Genomic DNA, 26,702 nt, shown 5'->3' with positions numbered 1-26,702 from the left:
ATAACCAATAGACATTAATCTTTATGGCGGAAATGACTGCGTACTTTTCTGGGTACTTAAAAAGGGAAATAGAAAGTCCACAAAACGTTGCGTACACCAAAGTCCTATTTCACGATGATGGGCATGGGGTGCTAAATAAGGCAGTAATTTATTGATTTTCATGGCAAGATTTCCTGTTTCATAAATCTGGTGCTGAATATCTTCCAGCTCGCCATCAGATAAAAAACTGAACCAGAAATCATGTTGATTTTTATGACCAAGATTGATTTTTCGTGTGCTTAAATCGGTATTGTGCGCAGATTCACCGGCAATCCAGTCATAAATAATCTGCTTTTCGGTAGAATTAAATACCCCGTACATTTTTCCATCTTCATGACTAATTAACTTCCAGAAATGACTTTCTTCCGGGTCTTTACCCAGTTTGATCCACTTCTTATCAATTAATACATCCACAAAGGCTTCCACTGAATCGGGTGTCGCAAGCCATGAATTAATGGTTCTGCTATTAAACTGACATTTGTCACTATGAATGACATTACCGACCAAGGCTTTCCGCTTCAAAATGTTAATAACCAGAGCATCTAAATTCAGGTTTTTTATAATTTGCTTAGAAGATAATCCCTTATTGTTTAAAGCAAAGCCGATCTTTACTTTTTCTATAAAAGATTCTTTATCATTGTATTTACTGTAGATTTTTTCGAAGGCTTTGAGAGATAAATTGGCATGGCCATTATCAATATTGTCGATGGTGATATGCACATTAAAATATTTTGAATCTATACCTAACTCTTGTAGCTCATAGTTGGTGATCAGCAGATGTAATGGAAGTTGTTCATATGCCAGGTTAAAACCAATGATCTCAGGAATATACTCGGGGGGTGCATAAGCCAGTGCCAGTTGAATTGCAGGTTGATGATAATATTCATCCTCCAGATCCAAAACAAAATGTTCCAATCCTAAATTCAGAATAAGATCATCGTATAGGCAAACATGATTGGATTTGGCCATTCCCAAGCCGAGCTCTTCCAAATATATTTGAATTAAATCTCTGAAAACTGGATCATTCCAATAATGGGTCATGCTATATAACCAGGAACCGTCTACCCGCTTTACCGGGGCGACTTTAATCAAAAATTCAAATGCCTGACCGACATTTTTAAAATATTCGCGCGCTGCCCCAGCCTTTCTTCTTTCTAAATAAGCCTGATATTCAGTGCATTGAACCTTATTGTTACTTAGCATCCAAGCCTGAATTTTACTGATATCCGCGGGAAAATCGACAGCGCTATAATTTAAGATTTGAATTTCTTTTTTTAAAAAATGTGATGCTTTTCGTTCCTTATCACCAATAGAAACATCAGCATTGAGAAAAAAAGTGACTAAATCGCAATAATTTTGATGATTTTTATCAAGTAATTCTAGCAATTGCTTTTTTACTGCTATTGGCATTTTTTATTCTCCAAGCGGTAATTAGCATATGACCTTAATTCACTTATAACGCATGACAAAACCCTATAATTGTTATGATTCGTTTATATTATGTTTAATTCATTATTATCTATTTATAAAATTCAAACAGTTAAAATAAAAGTGTTTTAAAAAAGTGTTTTAAAAAAGTGTTTTAAAAAAGTGTGACACAAATCGCATTAACTTGTTTTATATTGTTAATATACACTTTAGGGTAATATTCAGCGATTCTAATAAAGGAATAAATATGACCACTAAATGTTGTGAACTTCTAGCTAAAAATAAGCTCAATATAACCTTTATTGAAAGTGCATCAGCGGGTTATTTGGCTTACCGTTTTTCACAATCTCCCTATTCGGGTGAAATCTTAAATGGAGGTCTGGTATGTTATGATTTAAAAATCAAAGAAAAAATACTTAAAATATCGGCTAAAATTATAAAACAGTACACCCCTGAATCTATTGAAATTACTGAAGAATTGGTAAAAAAATCAAAAAATATATTTAAATCGGATATCTATGTAGGATGCACTGGACTACTCAAGCATGGCGGTTCTGAAACTCCAGAAAAACCTGTGGGGACTTTTTTTTATTCAATTTTATATAAAAACAAAATATATAGTTATCGATGTGTATGTAAAGGTAAAAAGAAAGAAAAACTCAATACACTTATTCAATACATATGTAAAAGCCTAATTAAAATTGTTAAATCTAAATAATTAAAATTTAAATTTGTTAATAGGGTTTATCCTAATTATCGATATATTTCATTAGTATAATTTTAAAACAGCTTGTTATAATTACATTCCAAACATTATGTAACATCCATTCTATTTTTTAATAAAATATTCATGCTAATAATAATTATATCTGGTTATACAGATTTTATTAAAAGCATAGATGAGGTGTAGAAATGACTAATCCAAATCAACCCCAACAACAAAATGATCAACAACGCCAACAGCAGCAACAGAACGACCAACAACGCCAACAGCCTGGTCAACAACAGCAACAAGATGAACAACGCCAACAGCCTGGTCAACAACAGCAACAAGATCAGCAACGTCAACAACCCGGTCAGCAGCAAGGCAACATGCCACAACAGCAGCAAAATGATCAGCAACGCCAACAGCCCGGTCAACAGCAAGGCAACATGCCACAACAGCAGCAACAAGATCAGCAACGTCAGCAAACTGGTCAGCAGCAGAGCAACCTGCAACAACAGCAGCAAAATGAAAATCAACGTCAGCAAACCGGTCAGCAGCAAGAATTTAAACAAAATCAGAATGACCAAAATAATCAACAGAAATAATGCGTTGATTAAGAATTCAATTTCGCATTCTAGATTGTGGAATGGTATTTCATTGCTTGGCTAGTAATTCAAAAAAATTAGGAGTTCTACAGAATGACTGATCCCACTTTAGAAAATCAAAACCGCATCTCAAATAGTGAATCTGATCGGTATTGGCGCGAAAATTATACCAGTCGGCCTTATTATCAAGATTTACACCGTGATATTCCAGATATTGATTATGACAAGGATCTATCCTCTGCTTATGAATTTGGAAGAAACTCACGTTCTGAGTACGGCGAGAACGCCCGTTTTGAAGATTCGGAAAATGATCTTCAAAGCAAATGGGAACAGTTTAAAACTACTTCTCGCTTAAAATGGGAACATGCAAAACATGCTGTAAAAGATGCATGGGACAGAATGTAGCGGAATAAAAAATTTTACTTCAATTTCCATTCATTAAAAAAGCACCCGAGGGTGCTTTTTTATACTGCTTTTTTATAGAATATCTTTCTGACTAATTGAACATTTGCCCAAATGCATAAATAACAAACATCAGCATAAGCGCAGATGACGAAGTTACAAGGAGTTCTATCGCTTTCATAACCCACTCTCACTTCCTTATAGTGGAACACTCTTTATACACTGATAATTTTTGTCAGACAATAACAATTATTGACAATAATGTATCAAAAAAATACCAACCATATAAATATCACATTTTAAAATCAACATTTTCGCTTATCACAAATACAAAATTTTATTGCAGAATATTTCGCTTCATTTTTTAGTTGCGTTTAATTTTAATATTTATATATTTTTCAATATTTTAAAAAATAATTCTTTAACTGTTTTAACTTGTTTATCTTGATTCGAGTATACCAATAGAGGATATTAAATTAACTTTCCTGTTATTTTTTGATACTTATTTTGAGCTGTATTCGATTCGGATTTAACACTTTGCAACATTTTTCCGCTTTTTCCCCGCTTAACTTACTACCGCCTGGAAAGCATCCTAGGTATGGCATGACTTGGTCACTATGAACGGGAAAGTGAAATTTTAGGCACTAAAAAACCGCCTTAAAGACGGTTTTTCTTTTCCAAAAAGTTATATCTTGTTTACGGGAGTATTAAAGCGGAACATCTCATTAATACCCGTATAGAAACTGCGGCCATCAAGGTTCAAATCAATTTCAATACCAGATTCAAGCAAGACTTTCTTGCCTACTTCAACCCATTTAAACCCTTCACGGGTATTTTGCATTTTTTTAACAGGAACCAGCGATACTACAATTTCACGACCATTTACAGATTTTGCGACTAAATTTTCAGTTTTATTCAACATTTACACCAATTTTTTAATACATACAGAAATGCCACCATTGGCATTTCAAAACAACAACTTTAACTTGGGATCACTCAAATGAGTGGAAGCGTCTCTAGCAATTTTTAAAAGAGAACATTTTCATGTAAGTCTTATTGTGGAATTTATTATAACAGAAATACTGATTTAATTCTAAAATATATATCAACTATATTAATTATAATTGTATTTAAATATTTCAAATTTCCTTGTTCTATTTTCAGCTATCAAGATGCATGTAAATTACTGATAGACCCGCAAATAATTGGCAATCAGTCGTGTAGACCAGGACTCTGTCTGTTTTATACCTTCATAAAAAATACAGTGACTGCCCTTTTTAGTGGTCACCACTACAATATTGGGCATTTTTTGAATGGCTTCTTTATAAGGTTCCAGATTGCGAATATGACAGACGGGATCGTCTTCCGCATTTAAAATCATCAAGGGAATTTTGACATTTTCAAATACATGAATCGGATTGGTAGCCAGATTATAGTCTTCAAAACTGCTATAGCCTGCCAGTTCAAAATAATGATACTGAAACTCTAATAAATCCTTGGCAGCAAGCACTTTGGGCAAGGAAGGGATTTGTTGCCAGGCTTCACTATAAGGATGAATAAATGCATCAACCAGCTTTTTCGTCATCAACCTACTATAAAAAGGATGCACATTTTTAAAGCCAAGTTCCGTATCATAGCCGGGACATAATGCAAATGCCGCTTTAAATGGGGTGTTTTCACCTTCCTCGCCTAAATAGCGCACCAATAACCCAGTTCCGGCAGATGAGCCGACAGCATATAAAGCAGATTGTGGAAATCTGGTCTGAATATATTGGATCTGTTCACGTAAATCATCGGTAGACCCAAACATGGAAATCTTGGGTACAGGCATGGGTAAATTGGCATGACCACGGCGCAAACATAGGGCGATACGCCATCCGGTATAACGGTGTAAGTCACCCACCAGTTCTGCCATGCTTTCCGGTGTACCTGTGAGCGTATGCATTAACACAATGGTCGGGGTATCTGCTGGCAAATGAAGGCCGTACCAAGCAATTGCAGTCACTCCGCCATCCGGCATCTGTAACTGTTCGATGGCATCATAGTGAAGCTGAATGTTTTTCTTTTTGATTAAATCGAAATAAAGCAAATGGATATGCGTATTTGCCAACCATGGCGTAGGACGATATTTCTGTTGTAATTGCGCTAAGGCATCAAGCTTTTGCCGTACTTCACCTTGCGGATCACCATACAGTATGGGTAATTCCGCACCGGTCAATTGATCCACAAGTTCTTGTGCCCATTGACTGAATTTATTGACCATAAACTTCATATTCGCTTTACCTCACAAAATGATGTAACTCAAAATACTTAGCACATGTCACTCCACTCAACAGTTTATATTTTGACTATACGCCTTATGCTTTGGGCATAAAAGCAGCCATACGTTGCCCCATCTGTGCGGCCAAGGCTTCCAGACCACTTTTAGGACGTAACATTACTTCAAAATCAATAATTTGACCTTGCTCATTAAAGCGAATCATGTCTATGCCTTTGAGTTTTTTTTCACCGACATTGGCAGAAAACTCCAGCACCACATTTAAGCCATCTTCTGTATAGAATTCACGGTGATAAGTAAAATTTTCAAAGATCTGAATCACATTGCTCAGAATAAAAAATACCACCTGTTTACCCGGATAAGGGTTATAAGCTACCGGTGAGCGAAACACCACATCTTCAGCCAGCAGTTCATTCAAAATTGACATGTCGCCTGTTTGCAGCATGGTATGCCAACGTTGTACTGCTGCTTGAGTCATTGTTAAAGCCATTTTATTTTCCTTTATTCATATCCATTTTTGAATTCTATTTATCCCCTCACCCCAACCCTCTCCCTTAGGGAGAGGGAGTATTTATTCCTGATTTAAAACCAAAGGAAATTCCCTCTCCTTTTAGGAGATGAGAATCCTCGAAATATATTTCGAGTTCGCAAAGGAGAGGTCTATTTTTTTTAAATCACGGCGGCCAAATCTGCACCTTGACGAATGGCACGTTTGGCATCCAGTTCACCGGCTTCTTTGGCACCACCAATCAAATGTACATTTTTGCCATCGGCTTGCAGCTGGTCAAACATTGCGGTAAAAGGTTCCTGACCGGCACAAATCACCACATGATCCACTTCTAACACGGTCGGCTGACCATTCACCACAATATGTAGGCCTTGATCATCAATCTTTTCATAACTCGCACCCGCCACCATTTTGACATCGCGGTGTTTTAATCCGGTACGGTGAATCCAGCCTGTGGTTTTACCCAAGCCTGCACCGACTGAACTAGCCTTGCGTTGCAAGAGATAGATTTCACGCTGCGATGGTTCTACTTGGGCTGCTTTTAAACCACCGACATTTTCATAACCCGTGTCAATGCCCCATTCATTATAGAATTTATTCGGATTCAGCGTAGCACTCTCTCCTTCATGGCTTAAATATTCCGCCGTATCAAAGCCAATACCGCCTGCACCAATAATAGCAACACGTTTCCCCACCGGCTTACGTTCTTTTAATACTTCCAGATAAGTCAGTACTTTTGGATGATCAATGCCATCAATTTCTAAATGACGCGGGCTTACACCGGTTGCCACTACGATGTCATCAAAGTTTGATTGACTCAGTTCTTCATAAGTGGCTTGATGATTTAGACGTAATTGAATATTAGGAAGTAACTCAATTTTACGTTTGAAATAACGCAAGGTTTCATAAAACTCTTCCTTGCCCGGAATGGTTTTGGCAATATTGAACTGCCCCCCAATCTGATTGGCTGCTTCGAAAATGGTGACTTTATGTCCACGTTCAGCAGCATAGGTTGCAAAACTCAAGCCTGCCGGTCCTGCACCAATCACCGCAATATTTTTAGTCTGAGTTGTTTCTTTAAAGATCAGTTCCGTTTCATAACAGGCACGCGGATTCACCAGACAAGTGGCAATTTTCATCGAGAAAATATGATCCAGGCAGGCCTGGTTACAACCGATACAGGTATTGATTTCATCACTACGGCCTTGTTCTGCCTTTTGCACAAAGAATGCATCGGCAAGCATTGGACGCGCCATGGAAATCATATCGGCATGACTCGAAGCCAACACATGTTCGGCCATTTCTGGCGTATTAATACGGTTCGAGGTAATTAAAGGAATATTGACCAAACCTTTCAGTTTTTCTGTAACCCATGTAAATGCCGCACGCGGTACTTTGGTGGCAATCGTTGGAATACGTGCTTCATGCCAGCCAATCCCGGTATTGATAATGGTTGCACCAGCTTTTTCAATTTCTTTGGCCAGCTGCACCACTTCTTCAAAAGTTGAACCGCCATCGACCAGATCCAGCATGGATAAACGATAAATGATGATAAAGTTTTCACCCACGGTTTCACGGGTACGCTTAACGATTTCAATCGGGAAACGGATACGGTTTTCATAACTGCCGCCCCACTCATCATCACGGTGGTTGGTGCGTGCAGCAATAAACTCGTTAATCAGATAGCCTTCCGAGCCCATGATTTCTACACCGTCATAACCGGCGTATTGTGCCAACTTTGCACAATGGGCAAAGTCATCAATGGTCTGTTGTACTTCAGCAGCGCTTAAGGCATGGGGCTTGCTTGGATTGATCGGTGCCTGAATGGCAGACGGCGCAACCAGATCGGCCTGATAGGAATAACGTCCGGTATGTAAAATCTGCATGGCAATTTTGCCACCTGCGTCATGCACCGCCTGGGTAATGACTTTATGTTTTTCAGCTTCTTCTACCGAGTCTAATTTCGCCCCGCCCGCAAAGGTCAAACCTGCATCATTCGGTGCAATCCCGCCTGTGACAATCAGCCCTACACCGCCTTGTGCCCGCTCTGCATAAAATGCAGCCATGCGCTCATAGCCACGTGGCGCTTCTTCCAGACCTACGTGCATAGATCCCATCAAGACACGGTTTTTGAGTGTGGTAAAGCCTAAATCTAAAGGGGCCAACAAATGAGGGTAATTCGACATAAGATCTCCTTGGCGTGCTTTCTCAGCTAGCTATTCGGGGTGTTTAATGCAACTTGTTGCATAACTTATATTCCAGATTTGATTTTTATGCAACATGTTGCATAATGTTCTGGTAAATTTTTACTGACTGAGCCGTTTATGTCCTTAGCCCATGTTTTATTGACCAGCCTGATTGAAAAACCCAGTACCGGGATTGATTTGGCTCGTCGCTTTGACCGTTCCATGGGCTTTTTCTGGAATGCGACCCATCAGCAAATTTATCGTGAACTCAGCGCCATGCAGCAAAAGAACTGGATATCTACGCTTGAAGATCACAGTTCCAATACCCGTAAAAAAACCTATCAGGTGGAGGCATTGGGACGTGCCGAACTAGCAGACTGGATGCTCAAGCAAAGCGCTCCGGCTCAATTACGCGATGATTTAATGGTTCGGCTGCGTGCTGAAGCACAATTGGGTGGCAATAGCATACTGCCTGAATTAGAACGACATTTGCTTTTACACCAAGAAAATTTAAAAATTTACCAAACGATTTTTAGCAAAGATTTCGCTAATGAGCTTGATCAAGACCGTACCCAATTTATTCATAAAATGATTCTACAACTGGGTATTGATCTGGAAATGGGCTGGATCAAATGGTTAGAGACGATTATTCCGCAATTAAAAACCTTTGAAGATAAGGCCTAACTCAAGGACACGCGCATGCCACATTATTTTATGCCTGATCAGCAACAGCTATTTGTCCGTGAATTTGGACATGGACAGCCGGTATTGGTCCTGTCAGGTTTAGGCATGCAGAGCTGGCACTGGCTACCGTTTCTATATCGGCATGCCAAAACTCATAAATTCATTATTCCAGACTGGCGTGGGTTTGGAGGTTCACAACACTGTAGCATTCCGGATATGGATGCCATTTCCAGCCACTGGCAAGATGTACAATCCGTTATGGCCCAGTTGCAACTCGATAAAGTGATTGTGATTGCCTATTCCATGGGTGCAACCACGGCGATGCATGGCATGCAATATGGCAACTTTGCCGAACATATCACAGCCTATTTGCATATTGACCAGACCCCTAAAATTCCGGTGGATGACAGCTGGGATTATGGACTGTTTGGCGAAGATCATCCGGTCTTTATCTCTATTCTGACTGAGCTGTCCCAGTTACTGGCTCAACATCAAAACATCAAATATTTAAAAGATCTGGATAGCAAAGCTCGCCGGCAAATCGCCAAACTCTGGCTACAGTTTATTGGCCTACAGAATAGCAACAAATACAGTTTAAAGGCCTTTGAATGGGTATTAAATCAGCCGCGATTGCAAAGTTTATTATTGCCATCCAATCGGCTCGACTATACGGTATGGTATATCAACAATTATCTGTATCATCGGGAAGATTACCGCGAGGCGATTCAAAAACTGCAATGCCCGGTGACTTTCATCAGTGGTACTCAATCCAAGCTTTATCCTGTAGAAGGTCAAACCTTGATTGCGCAAAGTATTCCACATGCCAAACAGGTTCATTTTGAAAAATCTGGGCATACGCCATTGCTGAGCGAACCGGTTAAATTTGGTCGTGAAATTACCCAGTTTCTTAAACAGTCCCGGTAAATCGCGATACATCCTAAAAAGGTAACAGCATTAAAAAATGATGCGGTCATATTTAATGGCTTCCAGATCATAGACCTGATAAACACTATCGATTAATGCACGGATATAGTCACTTTCATCATTGTTACGCAGGATTAAAAATACCGGACTGACAGCTGCATCATCAATGATCGGCACATACTCTAAGTGTTTAAATTGCATGGTTGTAGCACTCTCCGGGACAATGCAGAGACCTTCACCCGCAGCCACCATGCCCAAGGCCAACTGGATATCTTCCACCACAGTTAAGTTCTGAGGATTCAGTCCATATTCAGAAAACAGGCCTTTCATTTGAGTCGAAAAACTGGGTTTAGGCAAATTGGGATATAAAATTAAAGTTTCATCAACAATATCTGCAAGGCTCAGCCCTTCTTTACGCTGTGCAATAGCATGACTTGAATGCACCGCAACCATTAAAGGTTCTTCACGCAATAAAATCCGTTTTATATCCGGGTCTGATATACGCACCCGGCCAAAGCAAGCATCAATACGCCCTTCTTTCAGCGCATCGATTTGCTGCATGGCATTCATCTTGACCATTTTGATTTTCAGATGTGGCTGCTGCTGGCGAAATAAATACACCACTCGAGGCAACAGTCCAAACAACAAGGAACCACCGAAAGCAATGGTCAGCGTTCTTTCAATCCTGCCTTCACGTATGGTAATGGATTTAAGCTGTTCAGCATTGGCTAACAGCTTAAGCGCCTGCTGATAAAAAAACCGTCCGATCACAGTCGGTTGCAATGGTCGGCTGCCGCGTTCAAACAGCTGAGCGCCGAGTTCTGTTTCAAGATTTTGAATTTGACGGCTTAATGGGGGCTGAGCAATAAATAATTTTTCTGCCGCTTTGGTAAAACTCTGTTCTTCTACAACAGCAACAAAATAGCGTAAATGCCTTAATTCCATGACATTTTTCCTTTATTGATCTTTATACACCCAGCCCAAAACCAGCATGGCAATTTACCATAGCCAATTCAAAGCACTGACACTGAACCATAAAGAAAAGCGCTGTCGCTGACTATTCCACTTTAGCCTTGCTCTTTCGATAGCCGGATAGAAGATGAGAATTTTATTTTCAGAGATTTATGATCTTCAGATCTTTAATAAAGCAAAGCGGCTTACAGCTGATCCGGTGCAGAATAAAAATATAAACCCTGAAGATTAAGCAAATTTGAAATTGACAAATTGCAACGATATATCTTTAATCTTATATATTGTTGCATAAATGGAATTTTAAATGCTGTCTGATCTTGATGATTTCTATTGCTTTGCATTGGTGGTTGAACATGGTGGGTTTAGTGCCGCGGAACGTGCCACCGATATTCCAAAATCAAAATTAAGCCGTCGCGTTTACAATCTTGAAGAGCATTTAGGCGTTCGCTTAATCCAGCGCAGTTCCCGCCATTTTGCCGTGACTGAAATTGGCATGAATGTTTACCGGCATGCACAAGTGATGATGAATGCTGCACAAGCTGCCCATGATCTGGTCGATCATTTGAGTATTCAGCCACGTGGAGTAATTAAAGTTAGCCTGCCCGTTTCAATTGCACAAAATGAAATTGCCAAGATTCTGCCAAAATTCCTGAAAACCTATCCTGAAATTAAGGTACAGCTGATTGTGAGTAATCGCCGTGTCGATATTATCAATGAAGGTATAGACGTGGCATTACGGGTACGTTCCAATCTGGATGATGACCCAAATCTGGTTTTACGCAAATTTGAAAATATCGAACAGCATTTATTTGCCAGTCAGGCCTATCTCAATGAATTTGGTGACTTAAAACAGCCGGAAGATTTAAGCCAGCATCACATCCTGAGTATGTCAGATGAGCATTTAGACCAATATATCGTTGTGCATGATGACAAAAACCAGCAGAAAAAAATTAAGGTCAATCCCATGGTGATGGGTTCGGATTTGACGATGCTGGCACAGCTGGCACGACAAAATTGCGGGATTGCCTTGTTACCCGATACCATTGTTCAAGATTATGTTCAAAGTGGCGAATTGGTGCGTGTACTGCCGGACTGGAAAGCGCCACACGGTATTTTCCATGCAGTATATCCTTCACGTCGCGGCCTGCTGCCTGCTGTTCGGGTCTTTATCGACTATTTGGTGGAACAGCTGAGTAAACATTAAAAATTGCAGCTGAAGGAAATTCGGAGAGGTTCAATTTCTAACTCATTTTTCTTCAGCCCATGTTTAGATAAGTTTAGCTATATCGCTATTTTCACAAAAACTTAATAAACTTATCATAATTCTTCATAAAGAGAATAATCACTTAAGTAATAACAAAATAATCAGGCAAAAAAAAGCTTACCCGAGTTGGATAAGCTTATAAACTTTAAATAAGAAACTACAGCTAGAATCTATATTTGTATAGTACAAAAAAAATATATATAAATCTAATATCTAAAATATATTATAAAAAAATAATAAAAATAATTTTATTTTTAAAATCAAAAACTTATTCATTAAACTAATAGATTTTAAAACTTTGTTTGAACATAAAGTAAACAATTCTATACCAAAGTATAAAAAATCTATTTCATTTAAATCTTCTCGCTTAAATTTCAGGATATGAACCGGTACCTTCTGGCCAAGGAGATAAAAGCTCGAAACCGGTATCGGTTACAGCAACCATATGTTCCCATTGCGCTGTCAATGAATGGTCAGCAGTCACTACGGTCCAGCCATCTTTGAGCTCTTTTACTTTCGGCTTACCTGCATTGACCATGGGTTCAATGGTAAAGACCATGCCTTTTTTAAGGATAAGACCTTGTCCTGACTGTCCATAATGTAGAACATTCGGTTGTTCGTGATAGACCTTGCCAATGCCGTGACCGCAGTATTCACGGACAATGCTATAGCCTTCGCGGTGTGCAACCGACTGAATGGCAAATCCGACATCACCCAAAGTTGCGCCCGGTTTCACTGCATGAATACCGGCAACCATTGCTTCATAAGTGGTTTCAACCAGTTTTTTGGCTTCAGGCTTTACCGTACCAACATAATACATGCGGCTGGTATCACCAAAATAACCATCTTTAATGATCGCCACATCAATATTGATAATGTCACCATCTTGCAAAATGGTATTTGCAGATGGAATACCATGGCACACGACTTCATTTGGGGAAATACAGGTGGTTTTGGTATAGCCGTAATAACCCACATTGGCCGGAATCACTTTTAATGTGTTCACAATGAAGTCGTTACAGATGTCATCCAGATATTCTGTGCTTACTCCCGGCTTGACATACTTCCCTATCATTTCTAAAACCTGAGCAGCCAAACGCCCGGAAATACGGAGTTTTTCTAAATCTTGCTCAGTTTTGATAGTAATAGTGGAAGCTTTCATTGCATCATCCTCAAGAATAAGGCTTATGATTATAGTCCTTTTACTTTTATTTTGTTTAATTAGAACAGATAAACAGAATAGTTTTGACCATTTTTTGCAAGTTGGGTGATTGATTTACATACATTTAACCGTTCATTATCAAAAAATTAAAATCCACTTAAATAATTAAAAAAGAATAATATTTTATATTTTTATTTTTTTTACCAATTAATCATATATATAATTAAACTTAATTTTTTCCAATTGTTCATTTAAGTAGGTTTCTAAATCACTAAAGTTCATAAGCTTCATAAAATAATCTACAAAAAAGCCTTCATATCCTCTAAAATTGCCTCTTTTGATCAATCCATCTCCCCTCTATGACAAGTCTCCGTACAAGAGATATTGTTGCCTTAGGTTTTATGACCTTTGCACTTTTTATTGGTGCGGGCAATATTATCTTTCCACCTATTGTGGCTCAACAAGCCGGTGAACATGTATGGTTAGCTGCTTTAGGTTTTCTAATCACTGCAGTTGGTCTGCCTGTTATTACTATTATGGCGCTGTCCCGTGTAGAAGGATCCATCCAAAATTTAAGTTCTCCTTTAGGTAAAATCGCAAGTCTGATTTTAACTATCGTGTGTTACTTAGCTGTTGGTCCTTTATTTGCAACTCCGCGTACAGCAACGGTTTCTTATGAAATCGGTTTTTCTTCTTATTTTGGTACATCAAGTAGCAGCCTGCTCATTTACAGTGCGATTTATTTTGCGCTGGTGACGGCTATTTCTTTATACCCTAATAAACTCCTAGATACTGTTGGCCATTTCCTTGCACCGTTAAAGATTGTTTCTTTAGCTATATTGGGTATTGCTGCTGTTGCAATTCCTGCCGGATTTATTCCACCCGCAATTAACAACTATGTGAATGCCCCGGTTTCCGAAGGTTTTGTCAATGGTTACTTAACCATGGACACTTTAGGTGCCCTGGTTTTTGGTATTGTAATCATTAACGCGATTCATTCACGTGGTGTAACCGATAAAAAACTGGTCACCAAATACGCTGTAATCGCAAGTTTAATCTCAGGTGTCGGTTTAACTCTGGTTTATTTAAGTCTGTTTAAACTTGGTCTAGGTAGCCACGAAGTTGCACCAAATGCCGCCAATGGTGCAGTGATCCTGCATGCATATGTACAACATGCTTTTGGTGATATTGGCTCTCTATTCTTGACTGGAATGATTTTCCTAGCCTGTATGGTTACAGCGATTGGCTTAACCTGTGCATGTGCAGAATACTTCTCAGCACTGACTAAAATTCCTTATAAAATTTTCGTTTTTGTGTTGGTAGGCTTCTCTTTTATCATTTCAAACCTTGGTTTAACTAAACTGATTGCCGTGTCTGTGCCTGTGTTGAGTGCCATTTACCCACCAGCCATTGTGGTGATCCTGCTCAGTTTCTTGTGGAAGTATTTCAATAAACCTGCCTATGTTGTTGCCCCGGTAACCGCGATTGCATTTTTATTTGGCGTGCTTGATGGACTTAAAGTTGCAGGTTTTAACTTACCTGAAATCATTCAACATTTACCTTTAAATGCGCAAAATTTAGCTTGGCTTATTCCATCTACTATTGTGCTGATTATTGCTGTTTTAATCGACAAAGTTAAAAAATAACCTCAAGTTGATGTCATTAAAATTACGTTTTATCCAAACCTAATTTTAAGCGTAATCAATAAAATGTCATGTTTTACCCAAACAGAGTTTTATTGTTTACATTTACATCGGCTTGATATTTTTTGTAACATCTTAAAATTAAATAAAATCAATCACTCCCTTTTTAACTTCTCTCCCTCCTCTTAGCTATAGCAGATTCTTGCTTAAAGCTTGGCATCAATATTGCTATTTTTATATCGACTATTGTTGAATATCTCTAATTATTTTCATTTTGATAATATGTATGAACAGTACGTTATTTGATCAAAAAATACCTCATATTCATATTTTGAATAAGATAAGCATATCGTTTTATGTACTAGCATTGTTTTATGTACTAGCATTGTTTTATGACAAAATAATGACATTGGCTATTGAAATGAGATGAAATTCGAAGTACAACAGTAGAAACTAATCTGACTAAAACAATTAGGTTTAGGTCATAAAATAACAGGAGGGGTGGAGATGTTAACATTACATTTCAATAAGGAAATCTTCATTAACGCTCTAAAAGCAAACAAGAACATGGTCACTTATCTAAGTACCTCAGTAGCTTTAGTGGTGACACTCATTATCCATGGATTAATTCAGGGTAATTTAAAGCCTGAATTCTTTGTGTATGCTTTTATTGTTTCGGTTGCCTTTTATATTTGGGCGGTGGTAGACCAAAAATATCGTCACCAGAAGCAGAGTAATTCTACAGAATAAAAGATGGGTGAACCCTCACCCATCTTAAAAAAGAACAAGAATAAATAGCAAATAAACAATAATAATCAAATATTTATTTCAATATAAAACTCATTAAATTAAAACTTTCCCAATCCCAGTATCGTCCCAAGTAACAATCCTGCTGTCGCACCCAACTCCCCGATCACCAAAAAAATCATCGCACTGCTCAGCATCCATTTTGGCAAATGCCAGCGCCCCATTTGATGCGGTTGTTTAAATTGATTGGTGGTATCTTTAAGCCAGCCATGTAAGACATAACTTAAAATTGAAAAACTAAAAAAGAACAAATTAATCAGCACAAAAATTAAATTAAGTCCCTCACTCCAAACTGAAAAATAAGCTAAAACTGCAATAATCAGGCTAGCTGGTGCATAGAGCAAGCTACTTCTATGGGCAATATCGACATAATAATGTGCACGCGCCTGTGGAGAATGCCGGATTTGATAATATTTCCATACGCCTGTAAGCATGCCTACCCACAGAAAAACCCCACTAAAGATGATTGCCCAAGCAACCGACTGATTTAACATTCCTGTTTCCATTCATATATATCCTTATTTTTAGAGCACTATTTGACTTTAAAGTCATACATTTTACAAGTTTCTTTTTGGAACTTATGTAAAGTAAAACAATGACTTTATGACATTGCTCACTGGAAAATCATGTCTCAATACGAAAAAGCAGAAATTCAATGTCAGGATGGCTATACGCTACATGCCCATTTTTATTCACATCAAACTACGCATGCAAAGTCCTTACCGGTTTTAATTTGTCCCGCTACCGGCATTACCAAACAGTTTTACCATGCCTATGCAACATGGCTGGCTGAGCAAGGTCACGATGTTTTAGTTTTTGATTTTCGCGGGATTGGGGATTCACTCGCAGGCCCACTGAAAAAATCCAAGGCCAGTATTGTGCAATGGGGACAGTTAGACATTCCTGCTGCCATTGATACTTTACTTGCCAAAACAACAGCCCAAAAAGTGATTTTACTGGGTCATAGTGCTGGTGGTCAGCTTTTGGGCATTGTGCCTAATTATGAAAAAGTGGCTAAAGTTGTGGCGGTTTCTGGTTCAACCGGTCATGTCAAAGGCTTAAAAGGTAAAACCAAACTGCTTGCACCGGTGATGTTCCGTGGCATTTTCCCACTTTCTCGTTACACCTTAGGCTATGGCCCGACTCAAGCCATTGGTATGGGTGAAAACCTGCCTAAAGATGTCGCCAAGCAATGGGCGCAATTTTGTAGCAAACCAGGTTATGTCATCAATGCGATGGGTAAAACTGTATTTGAAGATTATCATGCTGAAATTGATTGCCCGATTACGGTACTGTGGTCTTCAGACGATGAAATTGCAACGGAAGCCAATGTAAAGGATTTATTACGTTTGTACCCAAATGCAACGACTGAAATGATTGAGTTAAAACCTAAAAGCTATAATCATAAAGCGATTGGTCACATGCTGATGTTTAAAAAATCGCATCAAAATTTATGGCCGGTGATTGAACAACAATTGACAGTTTAGATGAGATATAGATAGTTATTTGAAAGCTGGTGTGTTCTAATACTCTCAGTTTGAGATGAGCCTCTTACAGTATATGGGCTTTACCTATATACGACTAGCCCCTAACCATGGGGCTTTTTAATGTCTGGGATTCAAGAATAATTGTTGGGCAATACTCCACCATCAACCATCCCTTGTATCAAATATCTTTTAAAAATGAATAATTAATTGGGTTTTATATCATATACCCAATTTCTAGCGTCTTTATCACTGGTCGTTTCACAGACATAGTAGTCATGATCCCAAGCGTCAGGATGGAAAATTTCCTTTTTATGATAAGTCACATTTTTAGACTTTTCGACACAGACAAAGCTATCGCCTTGGTCTTTAACTTGGGTTCCGTTGAGGAACCCACCAATACAGAGGAATCGGGATTGTTTAGGCATATTTAACTTCACATTCGAATTTTTAAAATATTATCTAACTAAGAATTAATATAATTATATTAATTCTGAAGTTTCTGAAGTTTCTGAAGTTTCTGAAGTTTCTGAAGTTTCTGAAGTTTCTGAAGTTTCTGAAGTTTCTGAAGTTTCTGAAGTTTCTGAAGTTTCTGAAGTCATGCTATCAACATACCTAGCAATTTTTGTAAATATCTCAAAAAGCCTATCCACCTCCGGTATAAAAATATTAGGTGCATCATAAGAAACACTGTCATCTCTATGATAAGTATGTGCAGCAATATTTCTATTTTTCTTTAACTCTGTATTATCTAGTTTAGACTCCAATATATCTAATTCGCCACTTGCTTTGAAATATTCAACAATTTTCTCAGCGTTAGCCATCCCTAATACTTGGACTAGGATTTTTACAAAATGGTCTTTATAACTAAAATTATTAATATTTTTTAAAAATGATTTTCCTGTCGAAGATATGATAGTACTATATTCAGACTCTGTTACTCGCATCATAATTAAATCTATAGAGCATTCTATCCAACCACAATATTCTATTAAAGCAAGCTTAGAATAAAATATTGGTGCTAAATCATCTCCAAATGATGCGTTATATAATTCATCCAGCTTACGAAGGTTCGTCAATATTTTGTCTTTATCTAGATCAAAAGCAGACATAATTAAATCTCTTACTCAAATATCTGTATAGCTTTAGATAAACGACCTATGACTTTATCTTTACTTGCTAATCCCTCTTTCAATGAAATTAGCGAAAATTCTGGTTGTTCTAATAAAGATGTAATTTTAGCAATTAAAATTTCTTCCGACTCTAATTCTGAATTATCAAGATTCATATAAATACCGAATAAAATAGCCTCATTCACCGATTTACTCAGTCTAGATAATCTATTATCTTTTTGAGCAATTTCGAGCGTCTTCAATAAATTATTCTTCCATTTTTGAGTTTCTCCCAAAGAAGCATCTCTATTATCACCCATAAAGTCATTTAAGAATTTTGATAATTTACCGTCGTAATCATTAAGTTTTACAGAAAATGATATAATACGTAAATATAATTCCTCATATTGATATCTATAAGGCTTAACATTTTTTTTAGTTTTTTTAGAAACCAAATTAGGTTTTGAATAATTAAATATATTCTTTGAAATAGGAGCATCCGCTATTTCTTTTAATAAATTATTAAAATTTCCTGAATAAATACAGTTCCTAATTTCCTGATTATTTAAACGACTACCGCCAGAGTTTAATCGATGAAAAATCGTAAACAAATATTCCATATGAGATTTTTTTGAATAATCACATCTTAATACAGTAATTGGAATAGTTAAATTTTGTATTTTTGAGAAGATTTCAGGATTATCTATTTTTATTTGTTCAGGAGTTTTCCCACTTAACCTTTCATCAACATCATCAATTTTTGATAATTGCCATGAATCTTGATTTAAGAAACTTACAATTGTGGTGATACGTTGGAGACCATCAATTACTAACCGCTTATCAGTTTTATAATCCAAGCTTATACACATACTTGGTATAGGCAACTGTTTAGTTAATGAATCAATAAATCTCGTTTTTTCTACAGCTGTCCAAACCAAATTTCTTTGAAAATCCGGATCAATTTTTAATTGATTATCTGTATACATTCTTAATAAATCAGCACATGAGCGTAATTCATTAAATGAAATAATATCATCGGGTGGCTGTTTATTTATGTCATCATTTTCTGATAGCTTTTCTTCTAGTACAAGAAGGTCTTTATCAATTTTATTATGATCAATAGCATTCATTATATTTACACATTTAAAAACATAGGGTCATTTTATAAAAAAATCAATTAATACAATAAATAAGGGCTGATAAATCAGCCCTTATTTTCAACTACTTAATCAATTAAGACAATTGAGCAGCAGCAATTTTCTTGGTATCAACATTTTCAGCAGCGTCAGTATAGTCGCCCATTTTGTCGAAGCTTAAGTATTGATAGATGTCAGCAGACATGCTGTCAATTTGAGCTGCATACTGTTGGTATTCTTCTGGAGTTGGTAATTTACCAAGTACAGCAGCAACAGATGCAAGTTCAGCAGAAGCTAAGTAAACGTTAGCGCCTTGACCTAAACGGTTCGGGAAGTTACGAGTAGAAGTCGATACACACGTTGTGTTCGGCGCTACACGTGCCTGGTTACCCATACACAATGAACAACCTGGCATTTCAGTACGCGCGCCAGCTTTACCGTAAATGTTATAGAAACCTTCTTCCATCAATTGACGTTCGTCCATACGCGTAGGCGGAGCAATCCACAAACGAGTATTCAATACGCCACCAGGAACTTTCTCAAGTAACTTACCAGTTGCACGGAAGTGACCGATGTTTGTCATACATGAACCAACGAATACTTCGTCAATTTTCACGCCTTGAACGTCAGAAAGTAATTTCGCATCATCTGGATCGTTTGGACAGCAAAGAACTGGTTCAGTAATTGTAGCAAGGTCAATTTCATACACTTTAGTGTATTCAGCGTCTGCATCAGCTTTAATAAGTGATGGGTTAGCTAACCATTTTTCCATGTTCTCAACACGACGAGCCATAGTACGCGCATCGCCATAACCTTCAGAAATCATCCATTTCAACATAGTAATGTTTGATTTAAGGTATTCAGCAACTTTCTCTTCAGAAAGAGTGATTGAACAACCAGCAGCTGAACGTTCAGCAGAAGCATCAGACAATTCGAATGCTTGCTCAACAGTTAAGTCAGTTTCCATTTCTGTTAAGTCGATCTCAAGGATACGACCAGAGAAGATGTTTTTCTTACCTTTCTTCTCTACAGTTAAGTCACCTTGCTGAATCGCAACGTAAGGAATTGCATGTACTAGATCACGTAGAGTGATACCAGGTTGCATTTTACCTTTGAACTTAACAAGAACAGATTCAGGCATGTCAAGTGGCATAACACCAGTCGCTGCAGCGAACGCTACAAGGCCAGAACCCGCTGGGAATGAAATACCAATTGGGAAACGAGTATGCGAGTCACCACCAGTACCAACGGTATCCGGAAGAAGCATACGGTTTAACCAAGAGTGAATAATACCGTCACCTGGGCGTAAAGACACACCACCACGGTTCATGATGAAATCAGGAAGCGAGTGCTGCATTTGAACGTCAACTGGTTTTGGATACGCAGCTGTATGACAGAAAGATTGCATAACAAGGTCAGCAGAGAAACCTAGGCAAGCCAAGTCTTTCAATTCGTCACGAGTCATAGGACCAGTAGTATCTTGCGAACCAACAGTCGTCATCTTAGGTTCGCAGTAAGTACCTGGAAGTACACCTTGACCTTCAGGAAGACCACAAGCGCGACCAACCATTTTTTGAGCTTGAGTGAAGCCTTTACCAGTAGCTGCAGGTTGAACTGGAGTACGGAATAAAGTTGAAGGTGCAAGACCAAGAGCTTCACGAGCTTTAGTTGTTAAACCACGACCAACGATAAGGTTGATACGGCCACCAGCACGTACTTCGTCTAGAAGAACTGGAGTTTTAAGTTCAGATTCAGCGATTTGAGCGCCGTCTTTGAACGCAGTTACTTTAGCAGCAGCGTGGTCGATTTTAAGCGTGATTTCGTCGCCCATGTTCATGTTTTGAACATCAATTTCTACTGGCAATGCACCAGCATCTTCCATTGTGTTGAAGAAAATCGGAGCGATTTTAGAACCTAAGCAGTAACCACCGTCTTTTTTGTTCGGGATGTGAGCAATTTCGTCACCGAAGAACCAAAGTACAGAGTTAGTTGCTGACTTACGAGAAGAACCAGTACCAACAACGTCACCTACGTAAGCAACTTGGTTGCCTTTCGCGATAAGGTCTTTGATTTGGTTAAGTGGACCAACTTCACCAGGAACTTCTGGGTTGATACCGTCACGTACGTTTTTAAGCATTGCGTTAGCGTGTAACGGAATGTCTGGACGGCTCCACGCGTCTTGTGCAGGTGACAAGTCGTCTGTGTTAGTTTCGCCAGTTACTTTGAAAACTGTAAGTTTGATTTCTTCAGGAACGTCTTTACGGCTAGTGAACCATTCAGCATCAGCCCAAGACTGCATAACAGCTTGTGCATTTGCATTACCTGCTTTTGCTTTATCAGCAACGTCATGGAATGCATCAAATACAAGAAGAGTTTTCTTAAGCGCTTCAGCAGCAAGCTCTGCAAGTTCAGCGTCATCAAGAAGTGCAACTAAAGGTGCAACGTTGTAACCACCAAGCATAGTACCTAGTAAGTAAACAGCACGTTCTTTAGTGATTAAAGGAGATGTTGCTTCGCCTTTTGCCAATGCAGCCAAGAATGCAGCTTTTACATAAGCAGCTTGGTCAACACCTGCAGGAACACGGTTTTCTAGCAAATCAACTAAAAATGCTTCTTCTCCAGCCGGTGGATTTTTTAATAGTTCAACCAAGTCAGCTGTTTGAGCATCGTCAAGTGGCTTCGGTGGGACTCCGAGTGCGGCACGTTCTTCAACGTGTTGGCGGTAAGCTTCTAGCACGGTGTTATTCCTCTTTTTAAAAAATTATCTACGAATTCCAGCTTATTCAAAGCTTCGCAAATAATATGGACTGCTAAATTTTACTAAAATTCCAGTTAAAAGTTAATGCAACTAAAGTGTTTCTTTGTGATGTCCATTATTTTGTAGCTAAATGATGTCCATATTGGTTACACATTAGGCAAATCCTTCACTTTCAAGGCTTTTCAATAGCAAAAAACTGAGTTTTACCGGAACATTAAACATAAAAAAGACAACCTAATGTTGCCTTTTTTTCTTCTATAAAAATATTCAACCTTAGTGGACTGTGGTTTCGGACAAATATTGCTGTAATTCTGTACGATTACCTACAAATTTAAGCGAGCATTGGTCTTCAAATAAGCCATTGTGATTAGAACTTGCAAATGAAATATCCACCATATAGCGTGAATTGTTTTCCCCATCAATTTTTCTGCGCAGAAATACTTTGTCACCTACGCTGAGCACATAATTTCCACCACCAATTATAGCCATGCCTTGTTCATCTTCTAAAAGCAAATCTGCATGATGTAAGTAGCCGATCACATCCATTTTCCTGCTCCTACGTTGTTGTTGTAGAATTTATTATTCAATAATAAGATAAGCTTTTCTATATTTTTGATTAAGCAAATGTCACAATTTATTTTTTAACTTTGCTTAGGCTATTTTTATTATTTAGGTATAAAAAAACCGTTCCTTAGAACGGTTTGTAATTTGGCATTTTGTCATGCGGTGTAGAAATACATTTTTCAGTAATTTTTTGCTTGAACTGATTACGGCTTGCTTCCGGATCTTTCGTTATTTCTGCTAACGGTAATGCATAAACCTGCTCAATAATATCCAAAATAAAGGTTTTAGTGATTTCATCTTCAATTTTATTGGCATGTTCTATGGCAGCCGCTTTGGTAATGGTATTTTGACGATCATACATAATGTTGTTCGCAGCATTACCCATACTTGTACAATAGCCTTTCCACTGCTCTTCAGGCGTTAACGGCTTTTTTTCAGCACATCCAACCAAGGCAACCAATACCGTCAAAGCAAATAATTTTTTCATCAATGTTCTCCTGTTGCCCCCTATGATAATCAAAGTTAAGGAAAATACGAAATCTCCTGACCCGAGATCAGAACAACAACCATTTCAAATTAAACCTAATACATCAAAATACTGATTGATGATTGCTACACCACTATGTATGCTTATTTTTTCATGACATAGATTACTTTTATTTAGAAAGAAACGATTAATTACGAATTAAATGAATAACTGCAGAACTTATCTCGTTTATTATTTCTACAAGCTTACATCCTATTACAAATATTAAATTACTGTTTTTATTAAATGTATTTATAAAATTACAAATATAGAAGATAAAAAAACCGAATAGCTAGATATTCGGTTGCATAATATGAAACATCAATGTATGCTTAATCCCAACTAGAAAAATAGTTTGTTCTGGTAAATCTTTTTGTATTTCGCAGTTTTAGTCATAATCCTTCGTTTTTTCAGATTTAAAGTTCCATTCTTCTTTTCAAGTTAAATCATCAGGCTTTTCAATAAGCTAAAAAATATTTTCATAGGATTGTTATTATGTCTAACACTGTAAAAGGTACTGTAAAGTGGTTTAACGAAACTAAAGGTTTCGGTTTCATTCAACAAGAAAACGGTCCTGACGTTTTCGCTCATTTCAGCGAAATCACTGGTAACGGCTTCAAAACTTTAGCTGAAGGCCAACAAGTTGAATTCAGCATCGCTCAAGGTCAAAAAGGCCCGAATGCTGTAAACATCGTAGCACTATAATTTTATAATCACGCTTACACCAGTAAGCAAGATTAGAAAAAGCGAGAGTTTGACTCTCGCTTTTTTGTATCTAAGCCCAATAAAAATCCTCCCGAAGGAGGTTTTATTCTACTATTTTAATAATCACTACTATCCTGTCACCCAAGGTAAATGTCATATTGGGTACTACTGACTTTCTAGGCAGCTTTTTATAGGGACGGGTTGTTGATCGTAGAAAATTACCCTCTTCGTCATGATAGAAAAAATTTAAAAAGCCAGAGGTAACGTCCTCTTCTGCTATAAACTCTATCAGCTCACCTGTGTATTGATCTTGAACGATAATTTTCATGGTGGTGCCTTATATTAATTTGGCCCTATAATTTTATCACGAAAAGTTAATCCACCCATCTTGATACCATCACTTCGAATCATCCCGTTACACGTAAAGAATCTACGCAAATTAGCTATTCGATCTCTCAGCTTAATCATAATGCCGTCAATGGTGCGCATTTCATCCAGTGTCAAACCTGTTCTACTGAGATTCTGATACTTAGACAGCTCAGCACTGCAAAACTCTAAGTCTTTTTTTCGCTTGTACACGATCTGTCATGGATATCACCAATAAGAAAAGAAAAACCCCGCATATTTCAGCAGGGTTTTATGTACCAGATAGGTTTGGCAAATTAGATACCATTAATACTCTACAGTAATCACAAATGTATTTTCACCCTCTAAATGAGTTTGGAAATTTAAAGCGTGTTTTCGACAGTATTCCCCCAACATCAAAATAGCACCTTTATCGATAGTATCTAAAGGCTCTTTTAAACGAACGGGATTTTCCTCTCTTTTAGCAATAGCTTGATGGATTTTAGTAAATAATTCCTCATATTTGATGGTGGTGAGATTGGTCATTTTGATCACCATTGATTACTAAAAATACAATTATAGATTAGATACAAAATCTCCGATGTAAGAATAATTTTACAACCTCAGGCAGACTTATTTTTCTTTCAAGCAATCCCGACACACTTTGATTTCTTCATCATCAATCGTGTAATCAATTTCCGTTGCACCATAAAAGCCGAATAAACACATGAGGAATTGGAGCATCACTTTTCTCCTGACTTAAAAAACCCGCTTAACCTTAGGATTGAGTTAAGCGGGTTCAGTATTTGATGGCCATTTTATTATTTTTATTAACGTGCTTTCTTTTTAATGTGGTTAAAAATTAGCACCCCAAAGCACATTACAAAGTATAAAAAATACGCATAAATCATTTCTACTTGTTTGCTTTGAGTTATTTTTTGATTTTTGTTAGACAATAATCATCTAATCTGCTGGCGACCGATTCCGATTTTAAACTTGGGTTAGTTTAAACAGCCGCCATGGAGCCTTGATATTGCTTACACAGAAATTCAGACAATATTTCTCAAGGCTTTAAAAAAAAGTCCCTAAAGGAGACTCATTTATATAATCCGATTATTTAATTTCTGAATCTTCAAAATTTTTAGGGAGATTTAAATTGATTTTAAAATTTGCAATTTGATCAGCATTGCCCCAGTCTCCATAAATAAGCGCTTTTACTTCAATTCCGGTATCTTCATATAGGTGCTTATCCTTTAAAATTTTGAGAAACTTTTCAGCATCTTCGTCACTTAGATAACCTACTTGAACACCACCTACAATCACCATAATTGCATAGGTGTATTCTGTGTTTGTGGTATCCATAACCAAAAGAGCATTGACAACTTTACTAACAGAATTATCAAGTTGGGGGCCGACTATTTCAATTATAGGTTGCTGAAAGTCAATTGCACTGTAAATTTGATGACCAAACTTATTTTTAATTATTTCTTTAAACTTTCCACCAGATTTTTGTTGGATAGGATTTACCATTACAAAAACTGTTACTAAGACAATAACAATAACTACAAGAAGAATTAGCCCCATGACTCATACTCTTTTACATGGGAAAGATACTAATACCCTAACACAAAAAGAAGCGTGTTATTTAATGACTATTGTTCTCTAATATTTCTTGTAATCTGCAGTATCTCAATAAGCCAGAAATATCGAATATACTTATTCTTAAGTTTTATTGAGCTTAAACTATCCTCATAATTTATTTAGTTCAGAAGACAGATACTTAACAAACTGTTTTTTTAATTCTGAAAGGCTATAAACGCAAAAAGCCCACCTTTCGATGAGCTTTTAGATTTTGAGTGTTTGAGCTTCATTTCTTCGACAGCCGGTATACATGATGAATAACACCAAATCGCGTGTGGCATTGTTGACGCATCTTCATAAAGAGATCTTTGTGAAGTAATTCAGCACAGCATTGTAATAAGTGTGAATATTCGACTTATCTAAATGTCTTAATCCAAGCTTTGCTTTATTCCATCCACGTTTGGCAAGAATAACATCAACTGGATTGTGTTTAAGAATTGGATTTTCATCGGTTGAACAATGCATCAACATTAGATTTGTTGAGTTTCATTTTAGACTTGTATGCGAATTCAACACTTGCATTTTAAGTCTAAAATTACTCAACAGTCTATATATATAGCTAAATACTAAATAAACTATCACAATGTTTTTTGAATAATTCATCAATGTCTTTTATTCGGAACTTATTTCTAATCGACTTTACTCGTGACCACATTTTTTCTATTGGATTTAAGTCCGGGCTATATTTAGGAAGCCACACAATGTAATGGCCTGCACAGCGTACCAATTCTTGAAGTCTTTTCCCTTTATGAAAGGTCGCATTATCCATAATTAAAACACTGGTTTCTTTCAGCTTCGGTAATAAATCCTGTTCAATCCAGCA

28 protein-coding genes are annotated in these 26,702 nt (G+C 37.5%); 10 read left to right on the top strand and 18 right to left on the bottom strand.

Annotated features, from left to right (window positions below; all coding sequences use genetic code 11):
* Window positions 1–21: 21 nt before the first annotated feature.
* Window positions 22–1,449, bottom strand: a complete 1,428-nt coding sequence (locus tag B9T26_RS01550) for an iron-containing redox enzyme family protein (RefSeq protein ID WP_086198062.1) — start codon at window positions 1,447–1,449, stop codon at window positions 22–24.
* 265 nt (window positions 1,450–1,714) lie between these two features.
* Here B9T26_RS01550 and B9T26_RS01545 point away from each other — a divergent pair, with 265 nt between their 5' ends.
* The 3 genes from B9T26_RS01545 to B9T26_RS01535 all read left to right on the top strand — a co-directional run bounded on the left by B9T26_RS01545 (window position 1,715) and on the right by B9T26_RS01535 (window position 3,183).
* The gene (locus B9T26_RS01545) at window positions 1,715–2,185 is read left to right on the top strand and encodes a CinA family protein (protein WP_086198061.1); all 471 of its coding nucleotides are present in this window, start codon (window positions 1,715–1,717) and stop codon (window positions 2,183–2,185) included.
* Window positions 2,186–2,379: 194 nt separating this feature from the next.
* Entirely contained in the window at window positions 2,380–2,778 is a 399-nt protein-coding gene (locus B9T26_RS15515) for a hypothetical protein (RefSeq protein WP_143222982.1), read from the top strand.
* A gap of 93 nt (window positions 2,779–2,871) precedes the next feature.
* Window positions 2,872–3,183, top strand: coding sequence for a hypothetical protein (locus B9T26_RS01535; RefSeq protein WP_086175155.1), 312 nt, complete (start codon window positions 2,872–2,874; stop codon window positions 3,181–3,183).
* 682 nt (window positions 3,184–3,865) lie between these two features.
* Here the strand turns inward: B9T26_RS01535 and B9T26_RS01530 are convergent.
* The 4 genes from B9T26_RS01530 to B9T26_RS01515 all read right to left on the bottom strand — a co-directional run bounded on the left by B9T26_RS01530 (window position 3,866) and on the right by B9T26_RS01515 (window position 8,152).
* Window positions 3,866–4,102, bottom strand: coding sequence for a hypothetical protein (locus tag B9T26_RS01530; RefSeq protein WP_413772752.1), 237 nt, complete (start codon window positions 4,100–4,102; stop codon window positions 3,866–3,868).
* A 261-nt stretch (window positions 4,103–4,363) separates the two neighbouring features.
* A complete protein-coding gene (locus B9T26_RS01525; RefSeq protein WP_086198060.1) occupies window positions 4,364–5,452 on the bottom strand; it encodes a YheT family hydrolase in 1,089 nt (362 codons plus the stop codon).
* Between the two features lie 85 nt (window positions 5,453–5,537).
* Window positions 5,538–5,948: a nuclear transport factor 2 family protein gene (locus B9T26_RS01520; protein WP_086198059.1), complete on the bottom strand. Its 411-nt coding sequence runs from the start codon at window positions 5,946–5,948 to the stop codon at window positions 5,538–5,540.
* Window positions 5,949–6,127: 179 nt separating this feature from the next.
* Window positions 6,128–8,152, bottom strand: a complete 2,025-nt coding sequence (locus tag B9T26_RS01515) for an NADPH-dependent 2,4-dienoyl-CoA reductase (protein ID WP_086198058.1) — start codon at window positions 8,150–8,152, stop codon at window positions 6,128–6,130.
* 138 nt (window positions 8,153–8,290) lie between these two features.
* Between B9T26_RS01515 and B9T26_RS01510 the strand changes: the two genes are divergently transcribed.
* Window positions 8,291–8,836 carry a PadR family transcriptional regulator gene (locus B9T26_RS01510; protein ID WP_086198057.1) on the top strand — a complete coding sequence of 182 codons (546 nt, stop codon included), beginning with the start codon at window positions 8,291–8,293 and terminating at the stop codon, window positions 8,834–8,836.
* Between the two features lie 15 nt (window positions 8,837–8,851).
* Window positions 8,852–9,760, top strand: coding sequence for an alpha/beta fold hydrolase (locus tag B9T26_RS01505; protein WP_086198056.1), 909 nt, complete (start codon window positions 8,852–8,854; stop codon window positions 9,758–9,760).
* Window positions 9,761–9,790: 30 nt separating this feature from the next.
* On the opposite strand, the gene B9T26_RS01500 is transcribed toward B9T26_RS01505, so the two are convergent.
* Entirely contained in the window at window positions 9,791–10,705 is a 915-nt protein-coding gene (locus B9T26_RS01500) for a LysR family transcriptional regulator (protein ID WP_086198055.1), read from the bottom strand.
* A gap of 331 nt (window positions 10,706–11,036) precedes the next feature.
* Here B9T26_RS01500 and B9T26_RS01495 point away from each other — a divergent pair, with 331 nt between their 5' ends.
* Window positions 11,037–11,936 carry a LysR family transcriptional regulator gene (locus B9T26_RS01495; protein WP_086198054.1) on the top strand — a complete coding sequence of 300 codons (900 nt, stop codon included), beginning with the start codon at window positions 11,037–11,039 and terminating at the stop codon, window positions 11,934–11,936.
* 427 nt (window positions 11,937–12,363) lie between these two features.
* Here B9T26_RS01495 and map read toward each other — a convergent pair whose 3' ends face one another.
* On the bottom strand, window positions 12,364–13,158 hold the full coding sequence (map, locus tag B9T26_RS01490; protein WP_086198053.1) for a type I methionyl aminopeptidase: 795 nt from the start codon (window positions 13,156–13,158) through the stop codon (window positions 12,364–12,366).
* A gap of 359 nt (window positions 13,159–13,517) precedes the next feature.
* Between map and brnQ the strand changes: the two genes are divergently transcribed.
* A complete protein-coding gene (gene brnQ / locus B9T26_RS01485) occupies window positions 13,518–14,804 on the top strand; it encodes a branched-chain amino acid transport system II carrier protein (RefSeq protein ID WP_086198052.1) in 1,287 nt (428 codons plus the stop codon).
* Between the two features lie 504 nt (window positions 14,805–15,308).
* Window positions 15,309–15,551 (top strand): hypothetical protein, encoded by a 243-nt coding sequence (locus tag B9T26_RS01480; protein WP_086198051.1) that lies wholly within the window; start codon window positions 15,309–15,311, stop codon window positions 15,549–15,551.
* 98 nt (window positions 15,552–15,649) lie between these two features.
* On the opposite strand, the gene B9T26_RS01475 is transcribed toward B9T26_RS01480, so the two are convergent.
* Window positions 15,650–16,114, bottom strand: coding sequence for a hypothetical protein (locus B9T26_RS01475; protein ID WP_086198050.1), 465 nt, complete (start codon window positions 16,112–16,114; stop codon window positions 15,650–15,652).
* 120 nt (window positions 16,115–16,234) lie between these two features.
* Here B9T26_RS01475 and B9T26_RS01470 point away from each other — a divergent pair, with 120 nt between their 5' ends.
* Window positions 16,235–17,095: an alpha/beta fold hydrolase gene (locus tag B9T26_RS01470; protein ID WP_086198049.1), complete on the top strand. Its 861-nt coding sequence runs from the start codon at window positions 16,235–16,237 to the stop codon at window positions 17,093–17,095.
* A 203-nt stretch (window positions 17,096–17,298) separates the two neighbouring features.
* Here the strand turns inward: B9T26_RS01470 and B9T26_RS01465 are convergent, their stop codons facing one another.
* The 6 genes from B9T26_RS01465 to B9T26_RS01440 form a co-directional block, all read right to left on the bottom strand.
* Entirely contained in the window at window positions 17,299–17,520 is a 222-nt protein-coding gene (locus B9T26_RS01465; RefSeq protein ID WP_086198048.1) for a hypothetical protein, read from the bottom strand.
* A gap of 54 nt (window positions 17,521–17,574) precedes the next feature.
* The gene (locus B9T26_RS15590) at window positions 17,575–18,204 is read right to left on the bottom strand and encodes a hypothetical protein (RefSeq protein WP_171262909.1); all 630 of its coding nucleotides are present in this window, start codon (window positions 18,202–18,204) and stop codon (window positions 17,575–17,577) included.
* Window positions 18,205–18,215: 11 nt separating this feature from the next.
* Window positions 18,216–19,334: a DUF262 domain-containing protein gene (locus B9T26_RS01455; protein WP_086198047.1), complete on the bottom strand. Its 1,119-nt coding sequence runs from the start codon at window positions 19,332–19,334 to the stop codon at window positions 18,216–18,218.
* Window positions 19,335–19,437: 103 nt separating this feature from the next.
* Window positions 19,438–22,077, bottom strand: a complete 2,640-nt coding sequence (locus B9T26_RS01450) for a bifunctional aconitate hydratase 2/2-methylisocitrate dehydratase (protein ID WP_086198046.1) — start codon at window positions 22,075–22,077, stop codon at window positions 19,438–19,440.
* Window positions 22,078–22,371: 294 nt separating this feature from the next.
* Window positions 22,372–22,644, bottom strand: coding sequence for a hypothetical protein (locus tag B9T26_RS01445; protein WP_086198045.1), 273 nt, complete (start codon window positions 22,642–22,644; stop codon window positions 22,372–22,374).
* 145 nt (window positions 22,645–22,789) lie between these two features.
* Window positions 22,790–23,149, bottom strand: a complete 360-nt coding sequence (locus B9T26_RS01440) for a hypothetical protein (RefSeq protein WP_086198044.1) — start codon at window positions 23,147–23,149, stop codon at window positions 22,790–22,792.
* Window positions 23,150–23,683: 534 nt separating this feature from the next.
* On the opposite strand from B9T26_RS01440, the gene B9T26_RS01435 reads away from it, so the two are divergent.
* Window positions 23,684–23,893, top strand: coding sequence for a cold-shock protein (locus tag B9T26_RS01435; RefSeq protein ID WP_086175076.1), 210 nt, complete (start codon window positions 23,684–23,686; stop codon window positions 23,891–23,893).
* Window positions 23,894–23,996: 103 nt separating this feature from the next.
* Here the strand turns inward: B9T26_RS01435 and B9T26_RS01430 are convergent, their stop codons facing one another.
* The 4 genes from B9T26_RS01430 to B9T26_RS01415 form a co-directional block, all read right to left on the bottom strand.
* Window positions 23,997–24,221 carry a hypothetical protein gene (locus tag B9T26_RS01430; RefSeq protein WP_086198043.1) on the bottom strand — a complete coding sequence of 75 codons (225 nt, stop codon included), beginning with the start codon at window positions 24,219–24,221 and terminating at the stop codon, window positions 23,997–23,999.
* Between the two features lie 344 nt (window positions 24,222–24,565).
* Entirely contained in the window at window positions 24,566–24,784 is a 219-nt protein-coding gene (locus B9T26_RS01425) for a hypothetical protein (RefSeq protein ID WP_086198042.1), read from the bottom strand.
* Window positions 24,785–25,351: 567 nt separating this feature from the next.
* A complete protein-coding gene (locus tag B9T26_RS01420) occupies window positions 25,352–25,822 on the bottom strand; it encodes a hypothetical protein (protein ID WP_086198041.1) in 471 nt (156 codons plus the stop codon).
* A gap of 616 nt (window positions 25,823–26,438) precedes the next feature.
* On the bottom strand, window positions 26,439–26,702 hold a 264-nt coding region (locus tag B9T26_RS01415; RefSeq protein ID WP_171262908.1), incomplete at its 5' end, for a transposase.

The sequence above is a fragment of the Acinetobacter sp. ANC 4169 genome, assembly GCF_002135355.1.
Lineage (GTDB): Bacteria > Pseudomonadota > Gammaproteobacteria > Pseudomonadales > Moraxellaceae > Acinetobacter.
This window is presented reverse-complemented; position numbering and strand designations above follow the sequence as displayed.

What these genes read in the sequence shown, in the direction of transcription:
- B9T26_RS01545 (WP_086198061.1), top strand. Translation starts at nt 1,715, where the DNA reads ATGACCACTAAATGTTGTGAACTTCTAGCTAAAAATAAGCTCAATATA.
- B9T26_RS01535 (WP_086175155.1), top strand. Translation starts at nt 2,872, where the DNA reads ATGACTGATCCCACTTTAGAAAATCAAAACCGCATCTCAAATAGTGAA.
- B9T26_RS01465 (WP_086198048.1), bottom strand. Translation starts at nt 17,520, where the DNA reads ATGCCTAAACAATCCCGATTCCTCTGTATTGGTGGGTTCCTCAACGGA.
- B9T26_RS01505 (WP_086198056.1), top strand. Translation starts at nt 8,852, where the DNA reads ATGCCACATTATTTTATGCCTGATCAGCAACAGCTATTTGTCCGTGAA.
- brnQ (WP_086198052.1), top strand. Translation starts at nt 13,518, where the DNA reads ATGACAAGTCTCCGTACAAGAGATATTGTTGCCTTAGGTTTTATGACC.
- map (WP_086198053.1), bottom strand. Translation starts at nt 13,158, where the DNA reads ATGAAAGCTTCCACTATTACTATCAAAACTGAGCAAGATTTAGAAAAA.
- B9T26_RS01550 (WP_086198062.1), bottom strand. Translation starts at nt 1,449, where the DNA reads ATGCCAATAGCAGTAAAAAAGCAATTGCTAGAATTACTTGATAAAAAT.
- B9T26_RS01510 (WP_086198057.1), top strand. Translation starts at nt 8,291, where the DNA reads ATGTCCTTAGCCCATGTTTTATTGACCAGCCTGATTGAAAAACCCAGT.
- B9T26_RS01480 (WP_086198051.1), top strand. Translation starts at nt 15,309, where the DNA reads ATGTTAACATTACATTTCAATAAGGAAATCTTCATTAACGCTCTAAAA.
- B9T26_RS15590 (WP_171262909.1), bottom strand. Translation starts at nt 18,204, where the DNA reads ATGTCTGCTTTTGATCTAGATAAAGACAAAATATTGACGAACCTTCGT.
- B9T26_RS01455 (WP_086198047.1), bottom strand. Translation starts at nt 19,334, where the DNA reads ATGAATGCTATTGATCATAATAAAATTGATAAAGACCTTCTTGTACTA.
- B9T26_RS01420 (WP_086198041.1), bottom strand. Translation starts at nt 25,822, where the DNA reads ATGGGGCTAATTCTTCTTGTAGTTATTGTTATTGTCTTAGTAACAGTT.
- B9T26_RS01475 (WP_086198050.1), bottom strand. Translation starts at nt 16,114, where the DNA reads ATGGAAACAGGAATGTTAAATCAGTCGGTTGCTTGGGCAATCATCTTT.
- B9T26_RS01495 (WP_086198054.1), top strand. Translation starts at nt 11,037, where the DNA reads ATGCTGTCTGATCTTGATGATTTCTATTGCTTTGCATTGGTGGTTGAA.
- B9T26_RS15515 (WP_143222982.1), top strand. Translation starts at nt 2,380, where the DNA reads ATGACTAATCCAAATCAACCCCAACAACAAAATGATCAACAACGCCAA.
- B9T26_RS01435 (WP_086175076.1), top strand. Translation starts at nt 23,684, where the DNA reads ATGTCTAACACTGTAAAAGGTACTGTAAAGTGGTTTAACGAAACTAAA.
- B9T26_RS01515 (WP_086198058.1), bottom strand. Translation starts at nt 8,152, where the DNA reads ATGTCGAATTACCCTCATTTGTTGGCCCCTTTAGATTTAGGCTTTACC.
- B9T26_RS01440 (WP_086198044.1), bottom strand. Translation starts at nt 23,149, where the DNA reads ATGAAAAAATTATTTGCTTTGACGGTATTGGTTGCCTTGGTTGGATGT.
- B9T26_RS01525 (WP_086198060.1), bottom strand. Translation starts at nt 5,452, where the DNA reads ATGAAGTTTATGGTCAATAAATTCAGTCAATGGGCACAAGAACTTGTG.
- B9T26_RS01470 (WP_086198049.1), top strand. Translation starts at nt 16,235, where the DNA reads ATGTCTCAATACGAAAAAGCAGAAATTCAATGTCAGGATGGCTATACG.
- B9T26_RS01530 (WP_413772752.1), bottom strand. Translation starts at nt 4,102, where the DNA reads ATGTTGAATAAAACTGAAAATTTAGTCGCAAAATCTGTAAATGGTCGT.
- B9T26_RS01445 (WP_086198045.1), bottom strand. Translation starts at nt 22,644, where the DNA reads ATGGATGTGATCGGCTACTTACATCATGCAGATTTGCTTTTAGAAGAT.
- B9T26_RS01430 (WP_086198043.1), bottom strand. Translation starts at nt 24,221, where the DNA reads ATGAAAATTATCGTTCAAGATCAATACACAGGTGAGCTGATAGAGTTT.
- B9T26_RS01520 (WP_086198059.1), bottom strand. Translation starts at nt 5,948, where the DNA reads ATGGCTTTAACAATGACTCAAGCAGCAGTACAACGTTGGCATACCATG.
- B9T26_RS01425 (WP_086198042.1), bottom strand. Translation starts at nt 24,784, where the DNA reads ATGACCAATCTCACCACCATCAAATATGAGGAATTATTTACTAAAATC.
- B9T26_RS01500 (WP_086198055.1), bottom strand. Translation starts at nt 10,705, where the DNA reads ATGGAATTAAGGCATTTACGCTATTTTGTTGCTGTTGTAGAAGAACAG.